This is a genomic window from Nocardioides alcanivorans (assembly GCF_021555175.1).
Classification (GTDB): Bacteria; Actinomycetota; Actinomycetes; order Propionibacteriales; family Nocardioidaceae; genus Nocardioides; species Nocardioides alcanivorans.
The window spans coordinates 357,062-376,075 of sequence record NZ_JAKGRW010000019.1; the positions used below are offsets into that span (position 1 = coordinate 357,062).

Genomic DNA, 19,014 nt, shown 5'->3' on the forward strand with positions numbered 1-19,014 from the left:
TCGGCGGTCCGCGGCTTGCCATCGGCGTCGACCGGCGGGTCGCTCAGGATCGGGTCGATCAGGGCGACGTTGCCGTTGTTGGTCAGGCGCAGCGTGAACGGGATCGGCTGGCCTTCAGGGATCTCCCCTGGCCGACCGTCTTGACCCCGGTGCCGGAGTTCCGCTCGGCCTCCACCGGCAAGGTGGCGGTGCCGACACCGACTGCGGTGCCCGTGCCGTTCACGGTGGTCTGCCCCTTGGCGCTGGTGCTCGCGGCGTTGCTGACGCCCGGCGACGACCCGTTGGGCAGGTCATCGGCCGTGACGTCGTCGGTCAGGTTCCCGTGCAGGTCGAGACCTGCAGTGGCACCGATCGCGATCGTCGCCTCGCCGTCACCGTCGACGCCGGTGTAGACGACCTCGATCTTCGTCGCCTGCTCGCCGGCGCGGGCGATGTCGACCGTCGTGTTGGCGGTGTGGTCGGTGGTCGCGACGTGACCGTCGGCGTAGGTGACGATCAGCTGGGCGTTGGTGGCTCCGTTGGGCAGCCGCAGCCGCACCTTCTTGGTGTCCAGCTTGTGGAACTCCGCGTTCGGCGAGGCAGCGTCGGGCTCGACGATCCGGATCTCCTGCAGCTCGAAGGCCGAGTTGTTCTTCACGTCGATGTTGGCGCTGACCGCGGAGTTGTGGCCGACCACGGCGTGCTCACCGTTCTCACGGCTGAAGTTGCCGTTGGCGTCGGCGTAGAACGACTTGGAGGTCGCGATGATCACCGTGTCGGGGAGGATGTCGTAGCTTGCGTTGACCGGGTCACCCTCGGTCACGTCGCCGTCCTCGACGATGGAGGGCACGGCGGTGTTGCGGACCGTCTGCTTGGCGGTGGGAGCCAGGTCGGCTCCGGTGGACCGCACGGTCTGGCGCAGCACCATGTCGGCCTCGACGGAGCCGCCGGTCGCGTCGTACGGGAGCGAGGAACCGTCGGCTGCGAAGAACCGCACCTTGAAGCCGGTCACCGCGTCGGTGTCGACGCCAGCGGGCAGGGCGAGTACGCCGAGCGAGCTCGCGGTGGTGCCGGCCGTGTAGTCGTCGTCAGCGCAGTCGGACTGAGCCTCGGTGCACACCAGGAGCTGGGCGCGGTCTGCGCCGCGCGGCCAGCCGGTGATCCGGACCTCGGTCAGGTCGAAGTTCTCGAACGTGGCAGGAGTGGCGTCGGTGACGACCAGCTCATCGACGTTCACGGTGCTGGTGGACCCGTTGCGGATCCCCAGCTTGATGGTCGACTCCTCTTCGCTGCGCGCGACCGCAGCACCGTCGACCCACGACTTGGTGGCGATCGGGACCACGCGCCGCGGGATGTTCACCTCGACGTCTGCTGAGTCCTCGGCTCGGGGAGCGTTGTCGGCCACGGTGCTGGCCGTGTTGTTGATCGTCGAGCCGTCGGGCAACTCGGTGCCGGCGGGCAGACGCATCCCGATCTCGATCGCAACCTGGCGACCGTCGTTGAGGCCGGTGGCGCCGACGGGTGCCTGGAGCGCCTCGGTGAAGGTGATGGTGAGCGTGCGGGTCGCCTCGTCGAAGTCGACGGTGCGGGCGTTGGTGTTCGACGGGAGGCTGGTGACGTCGAGCCCCTCAGGCAGGACGTCCACGACCTGCTGGTTCACACATCCGGCCTCGAGGCCGGAACAGCGGACCACGATCGAGTAGAGGAACTCCTGGCCGGGCTCGAGCGTGCCGGCACCCAGGTTCGTCTCCTTGGTGATGCCCACCTGCGAGGTCGGCACCTCATCGGCGCGGGCGGACTTCGAGCGCTCCGACCCGGTGCTGTCCTTCTCAGGTTCCTGCTTCGACGTGCCCTCGTCCTTCTTGCCGGCGCCCGTGCCGTCGTCCGACGGCGAGGTTTCCGGTGCCACCTCGGTCTGCCCGTCGCCGGGCACCTCCGTGGTCTCGGCGCCGTCCTCGCCACCCGGCGCGGACGGCGCAGCCGTCTTCACCGCAGTGGACGCCGTGCCCGGCGCAGCTTGCGCGCTGAACGGCACCAGCAGGAAGGAAAGACAGATGAGGAGGGCGACCGAGACGTGCAGTCGCCTTCCCAGAATTCCGTGATTCAACGCAAATATCCCGTGCTCGAAACGAGCCGCCCCCGAATGCGGCGGGTCCGGAGAGGACCCTCGGAACTGAGACGGGACACCCCCGGACACGTGATGCGCGAAAAGGGTGAAACGACGGGTGATCAGGCGACGTGGCCCGGGTCACTCACCAACCCAGTTGGTCGAGCTTCGCGATCGCATCGCCCTTGTTCCGCACGCCGAGCTTGCGGTAGACCGAGGCCAGTTGCGACTTGACCGTGTCCACGGAGACGTAGGACGCCTGCGCGATCTCGGCGCGGGACAGCCCCTCGCCGAGCATCCGCAGCACCTTCATCTCGGCCGGCGTCAGCGACGACTCCAGCACCGCAACCACCTCGACCAGACGCAGGTCGTGCTGGGCCACCAGCTCCGCGGCCCGGGCTCCGATCGGCGTATCGGCGATCAGGTCGAGTGCCTCCCGGGTGAGGAGTCGCAGCACGCTGAGGGTGCCCAGGCGCGCGGCCTCCTCCAATGCGGCCAGTACGACGTGACGGCCACTGTCCTGCTGCCCTCCCAGCAGCTGGCCCTGACCCCGCAGGAGCAGAAGGCCCAGCCGGGTCCTCGCGTCACGGGCTTGCGCGTTCCTCTCGGCTCCGTCGCGGACGGCAAGTTGTTCGAACTGGCCAGTGGCCAACAGGCGGAGCCGACGACCGAGCAGCGCCTCCGCAGGGGAGGTCGGCGTCCGTGCAGAGGTGATCGCTTCGCGCGGCGAACACATCAGGAGCGCGTCGTTGAGCATTGCCGCGACCCAACCGTCCGAGTCCGGCAGCGGCAGCCCGACACTCGCGGTCTCGTCGCACAGGGCCAGGGCCTGGCGCTCACGGCCCGTCAGGCACAGATGCCTGACGTGCGCCAGCAGGGCCACTCCCCAGAACTCCAGGTGCGACAGCGGAGACGGGTTCTCCCGGCGCATGCTCTCGGCACGTTCGAGGTCCAAGCTGTCGATCGCGCAGATGTAGTGGACCAACCACAGCGTGTCGTCGATCATCTTCTCGACCCAGCTGAGGGTGCGCGGGAGCTCCTCTGCACGCGCGCCCCACATCTGGGCCTCCTCCAGGTCACCGGCGATCGCATGGACGAGGGAGAGTTTCGCCGCAGCCTCGCGCGTGATGAAGGGGAAGCGGATCGGTCGGTGGCTGTTCGTCACCTCGCCGATGAAGGCACGAGCAGTCGCCAGGTCGCCGGCCAGCAACGAGGTGATGCCTGCCTGCACGAGGTGGATGCCGATGCTGCCGCCCGAGGTGTCCAGCAGTCGGCCCCGCAGCTCCCGCGCGTCCTGGGCCACGAGGGGAAACAGCTTCGCGGCTGCCAGGGGCTTACCGGCAAGGCGGAGGTCGACGATCGTCTGGGCGGCCCGGTCGAGATCGGACATGGGATCGTCACCCGCTTTCTCGTCCGTGGGCGGGTCGGCGAGCTGGATGCCGACGAGCCCGTTGACGTAGGTGGCCATCCGGAACTCGGCAAAGGCCTCTCGCGGCAGGCCGAGCAGCAGGTCCTTGAGATCCGTGGGGTCGACCGCATACCAGATCTCCGCCCAGTTCCGATCGAGCACTCGAAGCGCAGTCGCACTGTCTCCGGCACCGAGGGCGTCGAGGAAGGACGTGGTCGCGGGCGTCGGAACGGACGAGATCTGTGAGAGGTCAGCGGGCACAACGAACTCCTTGGCAGGTCACACCTCGGGCAGGCGAGCGCACCCCCAAGGTCTCTCAGCGCCCGTCCTCCACGCATGCACCTGACTCGTGACCGTTCGACGAGCCAGTTCCCCGAAACACTGCAGGACATGGGCTGTCGGCCACGCTACGTGACCGCGTCAAGGCGCGGCCGAGTACCCGTCGGTAGGCCTACCCATTTTCCGCGGCTCACAGCACCCCTCGGCTGGTTCACCCACCGATTCGCGGCTCAGGGGGCGAGGGCGTGGACGACGAGCGAGGCCAGCTCCGCGTAGGCCTCCGCGTCACTCATCTCGAGTCGGGAGAACATCTGGCCCCGCTGGATCTCGAACATCGTCGCCGCGACCATCTCAGCGGCGAATGCGGCGTGGAGGTCACGGAACTCGCCCGACGCGATGCCCTCCGCGATCAGCCCACGGATCCGATCGGCAGCCGCCGCGGTGTTGCGCCGATAGACCGCAGCAGCCGGCTCGAATCCGGCCAGGTCGTCCATGAAGTCCCGTGAGAGCGGCCGGAGGTAGTCACCGACGGCCGTCAGGTAGGCGACGACTCGTCCGCGCGGTCCGGCGGCGTCCTCCACCGCTGCCTCGACCGTCGGCACCGAGCTGCGGAAGTACTGCTTCACGACCTCCACCACCAGCTCCTGCTTCGAGCCAGCCAGGGCATAGAGCGTCGTCTTCGAGCACCGCATCCGCTCGGCGAGGTCCTCGAGCGTGAAGTCCACGAACCCCTCGGCAGCGAACAGTGCCACCAGGCGGTTGAGGAGGTCCTCCTGCCGGGCGGTACGACGGCGCCTGCGTGCCGCCGTACCGCTGCGGCCGGCGGGGGTCATGGCTGCGCGACCTCGGCTGCGCGCTCGCGCCGGAGCTCGAAGCGCTGGATCTTGCCCGAAGGCGTCTTGGGCAACGCGGCCACGAAGTGGATCTGGCGCGGGTAGAGGTGTGCGGCGAGCTTGGACTTGACTCGCTGCTTGAGCTCTTCGGCGAGCTCGGCCGAGGCCTCGGCGCCGGGGGCGAGCACCACGAATGCCTCGACGACCTCGCCACGCAACGCGTCGGGCACGCCGACGACGGCGGACTCGGCCACCCGCGGGTCACCGACGAGCACACTCTCGACCTCGAACGGCCCGATCCGGTAGCCGGCCATGATGATCACGTCGTCGTCGCGGGCGGAGAAGTAGAGGAACCCGTCCTCGTCGCGCTGGCCCGCGTCGCCGGTGTAGTACCAACGACCGTCGTCGCTGAAGCGTTCGCGGGTCTTCTCCGGGGCGTCGGCATAGCCGGTGAACCACATGAGCGGGCTTCCCTCGAGGTCGATGACCACACGGCCCAGCTCGTGGGGCGCGGCGATCTCGTCGACCTCGTCCTTGAGCACGGTGGCCGCCCAGCCGGGCATGGCACGGCCCATCGAGCCGTGCCGCACCTCCGCGGCGATGTCGGGGTGCCAGCCGTTGACGATCGACATGCCGAGCTCGGTCTGGCCGTAGGTGTCGTGGATCTCGCAGCCCAGTGCGTCGGCACCCCACTGGACGACGTCGGGGTTGAGCGGCTCACCGGCCGACGAGATCCGGCGCAGGCTGATGCCGGCGGGTGCCGGGGTCTCGGCAGCGCGCAGCGAGCGGAACACGGTGGGGGCGGCAGCGAGGTTGGTGACGCCGAGCTCCTGGATCACCTTCCAGGTGGTCTCCGGGGAGAAGCCGGCCTGCAGCAGGATGTTGCGCCGGCCGAGGGCGAGCGGACCGGCGATGCCGTAGTAGAGACCGTAGGCCCAGCCCGGATCGGCAGCGTTCCAGTAGACGTCGTCGGGGGTCACGTCGAGGCCGTACTCGAGATAGATCGAGAACGCGGCCAGCGCCTTCACCGGGATCGGCACGCCCTTCGGCGTGCCCGTGGTGCCGGAGGTGAACAAGCGGACCATCTCGTCGGAGCCGGAGCGCTTGACCACGGGGATGTCAGCCTGGTCGGCCGCGGCGAGCAGTTCGGAGAGGACGAGATCGCCCTCGGTCGCACCCTCGCCGGTGCCCGCGACGATGAGCCGGCGCTCGGGGTCGGCGGCGAGGTCCTCTGACGGCTCGAGCTTGCTGCGCTGGCCGGGCTCGACCACGACGATCCTGGCTTCGGAGCCGGCCAGGCGCAGGCCGATCGCAGGCGGGGCGAAGGCGGTGAAGAGCGGCACGTGCACCGCACCGGCACGCCAGATACCGAGGACCGTCGTCACGAAATCGGCGGACTTGCCCATGAGCGTGGCGACACGGTCCCCGGGGCGGACACCCTGTGCGACCAGCACGGCTGCCATTCGGCGAGAACTCTCGGCGAGCTCGCCGTACGTCAGGTCGAGGAACGTGAGATCCGGCTGTACGACGGTGAATCCGACGGCATCGGCAGGATGCCGGTCGCACAGTTCACGGCCGAGGTCCACCTCTGCCGCGTTGAAGGTCTCGAGCAGTTCGGCAACGCGCTGGTCGGGGGTCATGCGGTGTCACTCCTGTGATCTGGCCGGTGGCGCTTTGATACCTCAAGCAGTACCGTGGACCTGCCTACAGTATCAATCGCTCATGACGCAAGCCACACCCCGGGAGAAGAAAATGACTGCCCGCCGCGTGCTTCCGACCGAGGAAGCCACCGACCTGCTCCACCTCGTCCGCGACCTGGCCACCAAGGAGCTGCTGCCTCGCGCAGCGGAGGCAGAGGCGACCGAGACCTTCCCGCGCGACATCTTCACCATGCTCGGCGAGGTCGGAGTGCTCGGCCTGCCCTACCCCGAGGAGTACGGCGGCGGCGGCCAGCCCTACGAGGTGTACGTGCAGGTGCTCGAGGAGATCGCCTCCGTGTGGGCCAGCGTCGGCGTGGGCGTCAGCGTGCACGGACTCTCCGCCTTCGGCCTCTTCACGAAGGGCACCGAGGAGCAGAAGCAGGCGTGGCTTCCCGACATGCTCGGTGGCCAGTTGCTCGGTGCCTATGCGCTCTCCGAGGCGCACGCCGGCTCCGACCCAGCGGCGATGCGCTCGACGGCCCGCCTCGACGGCGACACCTACGTGCTCAACGGCTCCAAGGCGTGGATCACCCACGGCGGGCAGGCGGACTACTACAAGCTCATGGCCCGCACGTCGGACGACCGCAACGGCATCTCGTGCTTCCTGGTCCCCGCCGACGCACCCGGCCTCACTGCCGACAACCCCGAGCGCAAGATGGGCCTCACCGGCTCCACCACAACCGCGCTCCTGCTCGACAACGTACGGATCCCGATCGAGCGTCGTCTCGGCGCCGAGGGCGAGGGCCTCAAGATCGCACTCGCCGGCCTCGACGCCGGCCGGCTCGGCATCGCGGCGGTCGCGACCGGTCTCGCCCAGGGCGCACTCGACCAGGCCGTCGCCTACGCCAAGGAGCGCACCGCGTTCGGCAAGCGAATCATCGACCACCAGGGCCTGCAGTTCGTGCTGGCAGACATGGAGGCTGCAGTGCAGACCTCTCGTGCGATGCTGCTGCACGCCGCCCGCCTCAAGGACCAGGGGCTGCCGTACGGCAAGGAGGCGAGCATCGCGAAGATGGTGGCCACCGACAACGCCATGAAGGTGACCACCGACGCCGTCCAGGTGCTCGGCGGCTACGGCTACACCAAGGACTTCCCCGTCGAGCGCTACATGCGTGAAGCGAAGGTCATGCAGATCTTCGAGGGCACCAACCAGATCCAGCGCATGGTCATCGGCCGCGCCCTGGACACCGACAACAACGGAACGATCACGAAGGAAGTACAGAACTGATGCAGTTGGAGAACACCGCGGCCATCGTCACCGGCGGCGCATCCGGCCTGGGGGCCGCGACCGCACAGGCCCTGGCCGACCGCGGCGCGACCGTCTTCGGATTCGATCTCGCCGGATCGATCGACCAGGCACCCGAGGTCAAGGGCGTGACCTACGTGGCCGTTGACGTCACCGATCCCGAGCAGGTCCAGGAAGCGGTCGACACGGCCGCCAGCGGCATCGAGCCGCTGCGTACCGTCGTCAACTGCGCCGGCATCGGCCCGTCGGCACGGGTCTTGTCGAAGAAGGGCGTCCACGACCTCGCCCTCTACGCCAAGATCATCCAGGTCAACCTCATCGGCACCTTCAACGTGATGGCACTCGCTGCTGAGCGGATCGCCGAGACCGAGGCCCTCGAGCACGGCGCGCGTGGCATCATCATCAACACCGCGTCGATCGCCGCCTTCGAGGGACAGATCGGGCAGGCGGCGTACTCCTCCTCCAAGGGTGGTGTCGTCGGCCTCAACCTGCCGGCCGCGCGCGACCTGGCGCAGTACGGCATCCGCGTCAACACGATCGCCCCCGGCATCGTGGAGACCCCCATGCTGGCGACGGTGTCGGACGAGTTCCGCGCCGGCCTGGCCGCCGGGGTGCCCTTCCCGCAGCGCCTGGCACGGCCTGACGAATACGCTCAGCTGGCGATGTTCCTGGTCGAGCACGACTACCTCAACGGCGAGGTCGTGCGGATGGACGGCGCACTGCGGATGGCCCCCGCTGACGAACCTTCACTCAGAACACGCGAACCCTCACTCAGAAGGCGCGAACCTTCACTTCGGCTCCGCAGCGGAGCCGAAGTGAAGGTTCGACACTTCCGAGTGAGGGTTCGACACTTCTGAGTGAAGGTTCGCGTGTCACGCAGTGGAACAGGGCGCCGGAACCCACCCGGGCCACGACTAACCTCGCGCGAGTGAGCGACCCGACCTTTGCCGATCTCCTCGCCGCACGAGCAGACGACGACAACACCGCGCTGATCTTCGAGGACCGGAGCTGGACGTGGCGCGAGACCGTGGCGGAGGCCCGCCAGCGTGTGGCCCTGGTCCGCCCGCACCGCCCCACCGACCCGACGGCGCCCTGGCACATCGGGGTCTTTCTCGAGAACACCGCCGAACACGTCTTCTGGTGGCTTGCGGCCACCCTCGACGGCGCCGCATTCGTGGGCCTCAACCCGACTCGCCGTGGTCCCGACCTCCAGCGCGACATCGACTACACCGACTGCCGCGTCGTGGTCGTCGATGCGGCCCGACGCCCACTCCTCCCCGACACCGGGCTGCCGCTGGTCGAAGTCGACGCCGAGGGGTACGCCGACCGGCTGGCGAGCCTCGGGTCCGTCAGCTCACCCGCCCCCACGCCTGACACGGTCCTGTCGCTGATCTTCACCAGTGGCACGACCAGCGCCCCGAAGGCAGTGATCTGCACCCAGGGCCGGATGGGTCGCACCGCGTTGCAGCAGGTGGCCCGCCGCGAGCTCACCGCGGCCGACCGCTTCTATCTCGTGATGCCACTCTTCCACTCGAACGGTGTCATGGCCGGTCTCGCTCCGGCCGTGGCGACCGGCGCCAGCGTGGTGGTGCGACGCAAGTTCTCCGCGTCCAACTGGCTGCGCGACGTACGCAAGCACGGCGTCACGTTCTTCAACTACGTCGGCAAGCCGCTCAACTACATCCTCACGACACCCGCACAGGCCGACGACGCCGACAACACGCTGCGGATCGCCTTCGGCAACGAGGCGTCCGACCGCGACATCGCGCGCTTCGGCGAGCGCTTCGGCTGCCGGGTGATCGATTCGTTCGGTTCCAGTGAGGGCGAGATCCAGATCATGCGTACGCCGGACACCCCGCCCGGCTCGATCGGCAAGCCAGCACAACCCAACGTGGCGGTGATGGACGAGGAGACCCTGCAAGAGTGCCCGCGCGCCGTCTTCGACGAGCAGGGGCGGTTGGTGAACGGCGACGAGGCGATCGGCGAGATCGTCAACCCCGACGGCGTCGCCCTCTTCGAGGGCTACTGGAAGAACCCGGAGGCCGAGGCGGCGCGCACCCGCCACGGCTGGACGTGGTCCGGCGACCTCGCCTATCGCGACGAGGCCGGCTTCTTCTACTTCGCCGGGCGCACCGGCGACTGGCTCCGCGTCGACGGCGAGAACCTCGCCGCGGCCCCGATCGAACGTCTGTTGCTCCGACACCCGAACCTCACGGGCGTTGCCGTCGTCGCCACCCCCGATCCCGCCGTCGGCGACCAGGTGCTGGCCGTGGTGGAGGTCGACGGCGACTTCGACCCCGAGGCCTTCGGCTCGTTCCTGCGGGCCCAGCCCGACCTCGGCACCAAGTGGAGCCCCGCCTACGTGAAGGTGGTCGACGCACTGCCACGCACGCCGTCCAACAAGGTGATCAAGCGGCAGGTCGACACGGAGCTCACCGGCCGGGTGTGGCGCCGCGACGGCGACACCTACCGCCCGCTGGGGTGACACTTCTGGAGGACTGAGCTCCCACTCCCAGCCTCAGCCCATGTCGGCCGGATCCGCGCTGGCGACAGCTATTTCATCTTCTTCGCGGCGATCTTCGCCAGCCTCTTGGTCTGCTTCTTGGTCACCTTGCCCGCGCCACCGACGGAGACGACGGCGATGCGCTTGCCCTGCCGAATCATGAGCGATGCCCCACGGTCGACCCCGCCACCGGACTTGGTCTTCTCGGTGAACCCGACGCGTTGCTGGCCGACCCGGGGCAACGTACGGGACTTGTGCGTGTACGTCGCGCCGTGCACCTCGAACTTCGTGCACTTCCTCGCGAACCGCTGGTAGGCACTGAACGACTTCTTCGCAGCCGCGACGGACTTGAACTCAGCGACGTGGCTGCCTCCCCAGCGACGACTCTCTCCGGTGATCACGAAGCCCCCGAAGGAACGGGCCGACTTCACCCTCACCTTCTTGGTCCTCGCGCACTTCTTCGCGGGGACGTGGATCTTCTTGGCGGTCTCGGAGAAGAACTCCGCACCTGCCATGTCCGAGAAGATCGCCTCGAAGTCGGCCTCGTTGAGTACGTCGGAGGGCTTCACCTTGGCGGCGTCGCTGGGAGCCGAGACGAGGACCAGGCCCACGGTGAGCAGACCGGCGAGAGCGACCGAGGAAGCGGAGCGGTTCATTCGTCTGCCTTTCGCATGGGTTCGCGCGGTTCGCGACGCCACCCACGCTGTCACCGACCGATGGCTTCCACCACGGATCTGCCAACAGTTACCCCATCTTCGCCGCGAGCGCTGCGAAGGACCGGCCACCACGACCTTGGGACGCACCGAGGGGCGGGGTGCTGTCAACCGACAGCACCCCGCCCCTCGTGGAGGTCACTTCATCTTCTTGGCGACGACCTTGGCGATCTTCTTCATCTTCTTGCTGGAGACCTTCGAGTCATTGCTGGCGCCGACGGACGCGATGCGCTTGCCGTGGCGGACGATGACGGACGAGGCATAGCCCTTCACGCCACCGAAGTTGGTGACCGCGGTCATGGCGAGACGGTCCTGGCCGACCTTGGGAGCCTTGTCCTTGCTCAGGGTGACGGGCACACCGCTCAGGGTGAAGCTCTTGCACTTCTTGACGTACTTCTTGTACTTCTTGATGGCGCCCTTGGCCTGCGCGGCCGACTTGAACTCGAACACGCCAGCCGTGACCACCGTCGTCCCCGTGCTCGCCACACCGGTGTTGGTGAAGGCCGACTTCACCTTCTGCAGCTTGTTCGTTCCGCACGTCTTGGCGGGGATGCCGACCTTCTTGGTCTTGTCAGTGGCGAAGGTGCCGCCCTTGAGCTCCGGGAAGACCTTGACGATGTCGGCCTTGCTCGGAGCGTCCTTCGCCTTCACCTTGGCATTGGCGGCGGTCGGGGCGCCGAGGACGAGACCGAGAGCGAGCACGCCGGTGGCGGTGGCGGCCGAGAAGCTCTTGAGATTCATGGGGTTCCTTCCAGATGTTCGTGGGTCACGGTCCGTCGTACCCATGCCTGCCCCGACTCAACCCACCGTGATGCACGCCACAGCGGATCGGACCAACTCAGGCGAGCAGCGCCGCGAACCGCGCATTGATGTCAGCGACCGCGGCGTCGACGGCCGGGCTGAATCTTCCCATGTCGATGAACCCGTGGATCAGCGACGGGTGGTGGAGAGACTCGACGGACACCCCGCACTCCTCGAGCGCAGCGACGTAGGCGAGCCCCTCGTCGCGCAGCGGGTCGAAGCCGGCAGTCACGACGACAGCCGGCGGCAACCCGGGACGCACCCCACGCAGGGGCGAGAGCCGTGGATCGGTGGGGTCGGCGTCGCGTGCGTAGTGCTCCGTGAACCAGGCCATCGTTTCGGTCTCGAGCAGGTGACCCCGCCCGTTCTCCGCGCGCGATGCGTAGTCGCCGGCCTTGTCGACCGACGGATAGATCAGCAGCTGCGCGTCGACCTCCGGAACCTCCCGCGCGACGGTCGCGGCGAGGTTGCCCCGGCGCTGTCGCCGGCGACGCCAAACCGATCGCCTCCGCCGTACGTCGCGAGGTCGGCGGCGATCTCGCGGGCTGCGGCCAGTGCGTCCTCGACGGCAGCGGGGAAGGGATGCTCCGGAGCGAGGCGGTAGTCGAGGGCGACGACGACCGCGCCGGTGTCGCGCGCCAGGCGCCGGCAGGGTTGGTCATGGCTCTCGAGGTCACCGATCACCCACCCGCCACCGTGGAGGTGCAGCACTGTCGGCCGCGGGCCTGCGCCGTCCATCGACCCCTCGACCGGTCGGTAGACGCGTGCCGGGCGGCCGGCGACGGTGGCGTCCTCGGTGTCGCACGGGATCGGGCCTTGGTCGACCAACGAGAGCTCCGCCATGGCCCGGTAGCCCTTGCGCGCATCCTCCGGGCTGCCCTCGTGCACCTTCGGATAACCGCTCTCGGCCATGAACGACAAGATCGCGGCAATGCCCTCGTCAAGCGTCATGGAAAGAACATAGTGGGTCGTCAGCGGAGGTGACGTCGGATGCCGCGAAGCAATCCAGCGGCGTACCGCTGACGGCCTTCGGGTGAGGTCATCAGCGCGGCATCCTGCGGGTCGCGCATGTTGCCCAGCTCGACCATGACGGCCGGGCGAACGGCAAGGTTCAGGGTGCCGAGATCAGTGCGGGAGTCGAGTCCCTCGGAGCCGAGGTAGGTCGAGGTCTCCAGCCCCTCCGCGACCAGTCCGTCGCGCATCTCCTCGGCCAGCGCCTGGGAGCCCTCGACCTCAGGCGATGCGATCACGTGGAAGCCGCGCGCACCGGGTGACAGGTTGCCGTCGCCGTGGATCGACACCAGCAGGTCACCCTCGGCGGCACGTCGCCCGCGCTCGTCGACGCAGGGTCCCCACAACTCGGCCGAGTTCGAGTCGCGGGTGAGCACCACTTCGGCTCCCCACCGCTCCAACTTCCGCTGCAACACCTCGGCCACCTCCCAGACGAAGGTCGCTTCGGGGTAGCCGGCATCGGTCGCCGTACCCGTCGTGTTGCACGGCTTCATCAGCCCGCCCGCGTCGACAAGGCGGTTGATCTCCGAGGGGAAACGTCCGTTGCCGAGCTGGTGTCCCGGATCGAGCACCACGGTCTTGCCGGCCAGTGGTTCGTCGGGCCGCAGCGTCACCGCCGGCGCCCTGTCACGCGGCTGCTCGGGGCTCACACGGATCCCCGGCGGCGACGGCTCCCCCTCGTCGCCGGACCCGTTGCACCCTGCGAGCACCACCAGGGGGAGCACGAGGGCCGGCAACCAACGCATCGACACTCCCCAGGGGCGGCTCTCCCCGACCGGGGAAGGACATGGGACCACCGCGGACGCTGAACCGTGCACACCCGCGTCGACCCGAAGCCATACCATCATGACTGCCCCGGGCCGGGGCCGACGACATCGACGGAAGGAACCCCGACGTGAGCTGGTTGGTCACCGGAGGCGCTGGATACATCGGATCCCACGTGGTGCAGGCGCTGCGCCGGGCCGACATGGACACAGTCGTGCTCGACGACCTCTCCACCGGTTTCGCCGACTTCGTCCCGGCAGACGTCCCGTTCGTGCGGGGCACGCTCCTCGACGCCGAGCTCGTCGCCACCACCTTGCGCGAGCACGAGGTGCACGGGGTCATCCACATCGCCGGGTACAAGTACGCCGGTGTCTCCGTGCAGCGTCCCTTCCACACCTACGAGCAGAACGTGACGGCGATGCTCACCCTGCTCAGCGCCATGCAGCAGCAGGGCATCGACAAGTTCGTCTTCTCCTCCAGCGCCGCCACCTACGGCACCCCCGACGTCGACCAGGTCACCGAGCAGACCCCGACCAGTCCGGAGTCTCCCTACGGCGAGAGCAAGCTGATCGGTGAGTGGTTGCTGCGTGACGCCGCCACCGCCCATGGCCTGTTGCACACCAGCCTGCGTTACTTCAACGTCGTCGGCAGCGGCGAGGACCGCCTCTTCGACGCCAGCCCCCACAACCTCTTCCCGCTGGTGTTCGACATGCTCTACAAGGGCCGAACCCCGCGCATCAACGGTGACGACTACCCCACCCCCGACGGCACCTGCGTGCGCGACTACGTGCACGTCAGTGACCTCGCCGTCTCCCACGTCGCCGCGGCCCGTCGCCTCGACGCCGGCCAGGAGGTCGAGCCCGTCTACAACCTCGGCTCGGGTGACGGCAGTTCGGTGCGCGAGATCATGGACACGATCAGGTCGGTCACCGGCATCGACTTCACCCCCGAGATCCACCCACGCCGCGCCGGCGATCCGGCCCGGATCGTCGCGACCGGCGACCTCGCCGCCCGCGACCTCGACTGGCAGATGCGGCACTCGCTCGAGCAGATGGTCTCCAGCGCTTGGTCCGCGCGGCGGGCTGCGGGTGACGACTACCCTGCCTGAACGACGTACGCCGCCTTCTCGGCGAGATGGCGGAAGGTGAGTGCGGCGGGTCACACTTGGCTCTAGACTCCCCCGCGGGAGTGGGGAGTTGGGTGGATGACGCAATGGCCGACGAGTCGAACGACGATGGGCAGCTCCCTGAGGGTGGGCTGACGGAGGAGCAATCCCCGAAGCTGGCCGAGGGCATCCCGGTGCGGGTTCGCCGGCGGCGCAAGAAGCGCACCCGGTGGCGCCGGGTCAAGCGATGGATCAGGGACCACAAGGCACTCTCGGTGCTGATCGGCCTGGTCCTGGGTCTGCTGCTCGTGCTGCTCCTGTGGCTGTGGTGGCTCAACTCCCAGATCGATGCGGTGACCCGCTTCCCCCTCGACGTCGAGAACCGTCCGGCCCGGGTGCCCGGCGACCAGCTCAACATCCTGGTGCTCGGGGTCGATGACCTCGACTACCAGCGTGAGGTGGGCCCCGATGTCTACAAGATGCTCGAGAGCGGCGCGTGGCAGAAGGGCGCCTTCCGCAGCGACACGATGATGTTGGTGCACCTCGAGGCCGGACGCGAGCAGGCACAGGTCGTCTCGATCCCCCGCGACAGCTACGTCGACATCCCCGGCAACGGACGCTCCAAGATCAATGCCGCCTTCTCGTGGGGCGGGCCGCAGCTCGCCGTCGAGACGGTGGAGAAGAACTTCGACGTGTTCATCGACCACGTCGTCGTGGTCAACTTCGGCGGCTTCATCGACATCACGGACACCGTCGGTGGTGTCGACATCCACTTCGCCCAGGAGACCCCCGCCGACGGCAAGGGCCGCACCTGGTCGGCAGGCACCCACCGGCTCAACGGCGTCGACGCCCTCTTCTACTCACGCCAGCGCAAGGAACTCCCCCGCGGCGACTTCGACCGGATCAGCCGCCAGCAGAACTTCCTGCGGGCCCTCCTCGACCGAGTGGCCTCACGCGGCACGCTGCTCAACCCACTGAAGATCAGCAAGCTCGCCGATCAGCTCTCCGAACTCGTCGCCGTCGACGAGTCCCTGAGCAACTCCGAGCTCCGCAACCTAGCCCTCGACTCCCGACGCCTGCGCAACGACCGGATCCGTTTCGTCACCGTCCCCAACTCGGGCTCGGCCACGATCGACGGAGCCAGCGTCGTCCAGCTCCAGATGGGCAAGGCCAGACAGATGTTCGAGGCGATCGAGTACGACCAGTTCGAGAGCTGGTATGCCCACAACGAGGTCGACGAGCTGGGCAGTTCCAAGTCCGTGGACTGAGGAGCCGCTCAGTCGAACTGCACCGGTTCACCGTGCTGCGCCTGCCGGTCGAGCAGGGAGAGCAGGTAGGTGCCGTAGCCGCTCTTGGTGAGGTTGCGACCGAGTCGCGCCAGTTGTTCGTCGTCGATGAAACCCATCCGCCAGGCAACCTCCTCGGGTGCTCCGACCTTCAGGCCCTGGCGTCCCTCGAGGGTCCGCACGAAGTTGGCAGCGTCGTTGAGTGAGTCGAAGGTGCCGGTGTCGAGCCACGCCGTACCCCGCGGCAGCACCTGCACGCTGAGCTTGCCCTCCTCGAGGTAGGAGCGACTGAGGTCGAGGATCTCCAGCTCGCCACGCTCGGAGGGCTTGAGCCCGGCGGCGCGGTCGACGACGCTCGAGTCATAGAAGTAGAGGCCGGGCACCGAGTAGTTGCTCTTCGGCTGCTCGGGCTTCTCCTCGAGCGAGATCACCTTGCCGTGGGCGTCGAACTCGACGACGCCGTACGCCGTCGGATCGGCCACCCAGTAGCCGAAGATGGCGGCGCCGTCGATGTCGGCGTACTGCCGGAGCCGGGTGCCCATTCCGCGGCCGTGGAAGAGGTTGTCGCCGAGGACCAACGCCACGTTGTCGTCCCCGATGTGGTCGGCTCCGATGAGGAACGCCTGCGGCAGTCCATCAGGAGCGGGTTGCACGGCGTAGGTGATGGAGATGCCGAACTGCGATCCGTTGCCCAGGAGCCGACGAAAACCCTCGGCCTCGTAGGGGGTGTTGATGATCAAGATGTCACGGATCCCGGCCAGCATGAGGGTGCTGAGTGGGTAATAGATCATCGGCTTGTCGTAGACAGGCACGAGCTGCTTGCTGATCCCCTGGGTGATGGGGTGCAGGCGAGTGCCGGTGCCGCCGGCCAGGATGATCCCCTTCATCGTCATGGTGACCCAACGAGCAGCCCGCGGGTTTGGGTACGCAGACGCCGGTGTCGCAGTAGGGTGCGGCGCATGAAACGGATCGTGGTGACCGGAGGAGCCGGGTTCATCGGCGCGAACTTCGTGCACCATCTGGTGGCACACACCGACGCGAAGGTGGTCGTCCTCGACAAGCTCACCTATGCCGCCTCACGCGAGGCGTTGGCGGAGCTGCCAGCGGGACGGGTGCAGCTCGTGGTCGGCGACGTCGCAGAGGCCGCCGACGTCGAACCGGCGGTGGCTGACGCCGATGCCGTCGTGCACTTCGCTGCAGAGTCCCACAACGACAACTCCCTCGACGACCCGACGCCGTTCGTGCGCACCAACCTGGTCGGGACCTTCACCCTGCTCGAGGCCGTCCGACGGCACGGCGTTCGCTTCCACCACGTCTCGACCGACGAGGTGTACGGCGACCTCGAACTGCACGACCCGATCCGCTTCACCGAGGAGTCTCCCTATCTGCCCTCGTCGCCGTACTCGGCATCGAAGGCGGGATCGGACCACTTGGTGCGAGCTTGGGTGCGCAGCTTCGGGGTCGCGGCCACCTTGTCGAACTGCTCCAACAACTACGGTCCGTGGCAGCACGTGGAGAAGTTCATTCCCCGCCAGATCACCAATGTGCTCGACGGCGGACGCCCGAAGCTCTACGGCGCCGGGATGAACGTGCGCGACTGGATCCACGCCAGCGATCACTCCTCCGCGGTGCTGAAGGTGCTGCAGGAGGGCCGCATCGGGGAGACCTACCTGATCGGCGCCGACGGTGAGCGCAACAACCTTGAGGTGGTGCGCACGATCCTGCGCCTGCTCGGTCGCCCCGAGGACGACTTCGATCACGTCACCGACCGCGCCGGTCACGATCTCCGCTACGCCATCGACGCCACCAAGCTCCGCACCGAGCTCGGCTGGCGCCCCACCTTCGCCGACTTCGAAGCCGGCCTGGCCGAGACCATCACCTGGTATCGCGACCACGAAACCTGGTGGCGACCCGCCAAGGCTGCCACCGAGTCGGCGTACTCCCGTCGCGGTCAGTGACCCCCGGCCAGCCGGGGCCGTCCCTAACAGATTTGTAGATTCCGCCGGGATACTACAAATCTGTTAGGGACGATCGCCCGACGAAGCGAATAAAAGGGGCAGGAGGTTACCGACTGCGTAGCGTGGCCATGGCCGGGCGTACGTCGACGATGTAGACGATCGCGGCAACGGAGGCGATCAGGTGAATGATGTTGAGCGGCGACGCCTCGATGAGGATGATCTGCGCGGCGAATCCGACACCGAGGATCGCCACCCAGGCGGGCTTGGTGAGTTTGCCGGCTGCCTCGTAGTGCTGCGCCGACCACAGCAGCGCATTGACCAAGGCATAGGTCTTCACGACCAGCGCGATGATCAACACGATGAGCATCACGCCGGACTGGAAGGCGATGATTCCTGACACCCCGCAAGCCTAGTCGGTGCCCGGCTGTCCTTCCGCCTTCCGTCGGCCGCCTGTCCCGCGACCCCGGAAAGCCGACGGCCCCGACCTCCCTGTGGAGGGTCGGGGCCGTCGGCACTGAACTTGGGATCCTCAGAACAACCTCAGCTGCGGATCGCCATCTCTTCAGGCCTCGGAGGCCGTGGTCTGCTCGGCGGCCGGAGACGACGTGACAGCAGCGGTCGGAGCCGGCTTCGCGGCGGGGGCCTTCTTCGCGGGCGCCTTCTTCGCAGCAGGGGCCTTCTTCGCGGGGGCCTTCTTTGCCGGCGCCTTCTTGGCCGCAGCCTTGGTGGCGGGTGCCTTCTTCGCGGTGCTCTTGGTGGCCGGAGCCTTCTTCGCCGACGGCTTCTTCGCAGCCGACTTCTTCTTGGTCCGAGCGGCGACCTTGTAGTCACCCTTGCGAATCAGCTCGAAGGCCTTCTCGCCGCGCTCCACGAGCTCGATGTAGGTCTCGGCGGCCTCGGCAACGGCCTCGTTGAGCGCCTTCTGCGCCTTGGCGGGCAGCGCGCGGGCGTCGGCCTGGAGCTCGGCGAGCTTGGACTCGAACGCGCTCTGCGCGTCCTTGAACTTCGCCGGAGCATCCGTGGCCTCGAAGCGCAGGTCCTTCACCCGGGCCTCGAACCTCGACTGGGCCTCCTTGGCCTCCTTCGCACGGTCCGCAGCGAACGCCTGGGCCTGCTCGTTGAACTTCTTGGCCGACAGCGTCTTGGGGTCGAACTCGAAGGACGTCACACGCTTCTGCAGGTCGGCGACGGTCTGCGCCGCAACGCCGAGAGCGAGGTCGGTGGCGCCGACGGTGGCGTAGAACGGGCGGGTCGCCTCGGTCTTGATGTCGAACTTGGCCTTGGCCATGACTATCTCCTGGATCTGCGGGGAGGGGATGG

General features: G+C 67.9%; 16 protein-coding genes and 1 pseudogene. 6 read left to right on the forward strand and 11 right to left on the reverse strand.

Features of this window, described 5'->3' with window-relative positions:
* Positions 1–82 precede the first annotated feature (82 nt).
* The 4 genes from L1066_RS26685 to L1066_RS12175 form a co-directional block, all read right to left on the reverse strand.
* Positions 83–2,086 carry a hypothetical protein gene (locus L1066_RS26685; protein ID WP_283095381.1) on the reverse strand — a complete coding sequence of 668 codons (2,004 nt, stop codon included), beginning with the start codon at positions 2,084–2,086 and terminating at the stop codon, positions 83–85.
* Between the two features lie 145 nt (positions 2,087–2,231).
* Positions 2,232–3,755 carry a response regulator transcription factor gene (locus L1066_RS27710; protein ID WP_235736572.1) on the reverse strand — a complete coding sequence of 508 codons (1,524 nt, stop codon included), beginning with the start codon at positions 3,753–3,755 and terminating at the stop codon, positions 2,232–2,234.
* 248 nt (positions 3,756–4,003) lie between these two features.
* Positions 4,004–4,606, reverse strand: a complete 603-nt coding sequence (locus L1066_RS12170; RefSeq protein ID WP_235736573.1) for a TetR/AcrR family transcriptional regulator — start codon at positions 4,604–4,606, stop codon at positions 4,004–4,006.
* Entirely contained in the window at positions 4,603–6,246 is a 1,644-nt protein-coding gene (locus tag L1066_RS12175) for an AMP-binding protein (protein WP_235736574.1), read from the reverse strand. The genes L1066_RS12170 and L1066_RS12175 overlap by 4 nt, the downstream gene beginning before the upstream one ends.
* 112 nt (positions 6,247–6,358) lie before the next feature.
* On the opposite strand from L1066_RS12175, the gene L1066_RS12180 reads away from it, so the two are divergent.
* From L1066_RS12180 to L1066_RS12190, 3 genes are all read left to right on the forward strand, one after another.
* Positions 6,359–7,534 (forward strand): acyl-CoA dehydrogenase family protein, encoded by a 1,176-nt coding sequence (locus L1066_RS12180; protein ID WP_235736575.1) that lies wholly within the window; start codon positions 6,359–6,361, stop codon positions 7,532–7,534.
* Positions 7,534–8,409, forward strand: coding sequence for an SDR family NAD(P)-dependent oxidoreductase (locus L1066_RS12185; RefSeq protein ID WP_312007632.1), 876 nt, complete (start codon positions 7,534–7,536; stop codon positions 8,407–8,409). The genes L1066_RS12180 and L1066_RS12185 overlap by 1 nt, the downstream gene beginning before the upstream one ends.
* A gap of 71 nt (positions 8,410–8,480) precedes the next feature.
* Entirely contained in the window at positions 8,481–10,037 is a 1,557-nt protein-coding gene (locus L1066_RS12190) for an AMP-binding protein (protein WP_235736576.1), read from the forward strand.
* A 68-nt stretch (positions 10,038–10,105) separates the two neighbouring features.
* Here the strand turns inward: L1066_RS12190 and L1066_RS12195 are convergent, their stop codons facing one another.
* The 4 genes and pseudogenes from L1066_RS12195 to L1066_RS12215 form a co-directional block, all read right to left on the reverse strand.
* Positions 10,106–10,711, reverse strand: a complete 606-nt coding sequence (locus L1066_RS12195) for a hypothetical protein (protein ID WP_235736577.1) — start codon at positions 10,709–10,711, stop codon at positions 10,106–10,108.
* 195 nt (positions 10,712–10,906) lie between these two features.
* Positions 10,907–11,509 carry a hypothetical protein gene (locus L1066_RS12200; protein ID WP_235736578.1) on the reverse strand — a complete coding sequence of 201 codons (603 nt, stop codon included), beginning with the start codon at positions 11,507–11,509 and terminating at the stop codon, positions 10,907–10,909.
* A 97-nt stretch (positions 11,510–11,606) separates the two neighbouring features.
* Positions 11,607–12,520, reverse strand: a pseudogene (locus tag L1066_RS28595) (alpha/beta hydrolase).
* A gap of 20 nt (positions 12,521–12,540) precedes the next feature.
* Positions 12,541–13,326, reverse strand: coding sequence for an N-acetylmuramoyl-L-alanine amidase family protein (locus L1066_RS12215; protein ID WP_235736580.1), 786 nt, complete (start codon positions 13,324–13,326; stop codon positions 12,541–12,543).
* 149 nt (positions 13,327–13,475) lie between these two features.
* On the opposite strand from L1066_RS12215, the gene galE reads away from it, so the two are divergent.
* The gene (galE, locus tag L1066_RS12220) at positions 13,476–14,453 is read left to right on the forward strand and encodes a UDP-glucose 4-epimerase GalE (protein ID WP_235736581.1); all 978 of its coding nucleotides are present in this window, start codon (positions 13,476–13,478) and stop codon (positions 14,451–14,453) included.
* A gap of 104 nt (positions 14,454–14,557) precedes the next feature.
* On the forward strand, positions 14,558–15,718 hold the full coding sequence (locus L1066_RS12225) for an LCP family protein (protein ID WP_235736582.1): 1,161 nt from the start codon (positions 14,558–14,560) through the stop codon (positions 15,716–15,718).
* A gap of 8 nt (positions 15,719–15,726) precedes the next feature.
* On the opposite strand, the gene rfbA is transcribed toward L1066_RS12225, so the two are convergent.
* Entirely contained in the window at positions 15,727–16,623 is an 897-nt protein-coding gene (gene rfbA / locus L1066_RS12230) for a glucose-1-phosphate thymidylyltransferase RfbA (RefSeq protein ID WP_235736583.1), read from the reverse strand.
* 72 nt (positions 16,624–16,695) lie between these two features.
* Here rfbA and rfbB point away from each other — a divergent pair, with 72 nt between their 5' ends.
* Entirely contained in the window at positions 16,696–17,694 is a 999-nt protein-coding gene (rfbB, locus tag L1066_RS12235; RefSeq protein WP_235736584.1) for a dTDP-glucose 4,6-dehydratase, read from the forward strand.
* A 106-nt stretch (positions 17,695–17,800) separates the two neighbouring features.
* Here the strand turns inward: rfbB and L1066_RS12240 are convergent, their stop codons facing one another.
* Both L1066_RS12240 and L1066_RS12245 read right to left on the reverse strand, forming a co-directional pair.
* Positions 17,801–18,094, reverse strand: a complete 294-nt coding sequence (locus L1066_RS12240; protein WP_235736585.1) for a DUF2516 family protein — start codon at positions 18,092–18,094, stop codon at positions 17,801–17,803.
* A 162-nt stretch (positions 18,095–18,256) separates the two neighbouring features.
* Positions 18,257–18,982 carry a hypothetical protein gene (locus L1066_RS12245; RefSeq protein WP_235736586.1) on the reverse strand — a complete coding sequence of 242 codons (726 nt, stop codon included), beginning with the start codon at positions 18,980–18,982 and terminating at the stop codon, positions 18,257–18,259.
* Positions 18,983–19,014: the final 32 nt, after the last annotated feature.

What these genes read in the sequence shown, in the direction of transcription:
- L1066_RS12170 (WP_235736573.1), bottom strand. Translation starts at nt 4,606, where the DNA reads ATGACCCCCGCCGGCCGCAGCGGTACGGCGGCACGCAGGCGCCGTCGT.
- L1066_RS12175 (WP_235736574.1), bottom strand. Translation starts at nt 6,246, where the DNA reads ATGACCCCCGACCAGCGCGTTGCCGAACTGCTCGAGACCTTCAACGCG.
- L1066_RS12180 (WP_235736575.1), top strand. Translation starts at nt 6,359, where the DNA reads ATGACTGCCCGCCGCGTGCTTCCGACCGAGGAAGCCACCGACCTGCTC.
- L1066_RS12185 (WP_312007632.1), top strand. Translation starts at nt 7,534, where the DNA reads ATGCAGTTGGAGAACACCGCGGCCATCGTCACCGGCGGCGCATCCGGC.
- L1066_RS12195 (WP_235736577.1), bottom strand. Translation starts at nt 10,711, where the DNA reads ATGAACCGCTCCGCTTCCTCGGTCGCTCTCGCCGGTCTGCTCACCGTG.
- L1066_RS12200 (WP_235736578.1), bottom strand. Translation starts at nt 11,509, where the DNA reads ATGAATCTCAAGAGCTTCTCGGCCGCCACCGCCACCGGCGTGCTCGCT.
- L1066_RS12215 (WP_235736580.1), bottom strand. Translation starts at nt 13,326, where the DNA reads ATGCGTTGGTTGCCGGCCCTCGTGCTCCCCCTGGTGGTGCTCGCAGGG.
- L1066_RS12225 (WP_235736582.1), top strand. Translation starts at nt 14,558, where the DNA reads ATGGCCGACGAGTCGAACGACGATGGGCAGCTCCCTGAGGGTGGGCTG.
- rfbA (WP_235736583.1), bottom strand. Translation starts at nt 16,623, where the DNA reads ATGAAGGGGATCATCCTGGCCGGCGGCACCGGCACTCGCCTGCACCCC.
- rfbB (WP_235736584.1), top strand. Translation starts at nt 16,696, where the DNA reads ATGAAACGGATCGTGGTGACCGGAGGAGCCGGGTTCATCGGCGCGAAC.
- L1066_RS12245 (WP_235736586.1), bottom strand. Translation starts at nt 18,982, where the DNA reads ATGGCCAAGGCCAAGTTCGACATCAAGACCGAGGCGACCCGCCCGTTC.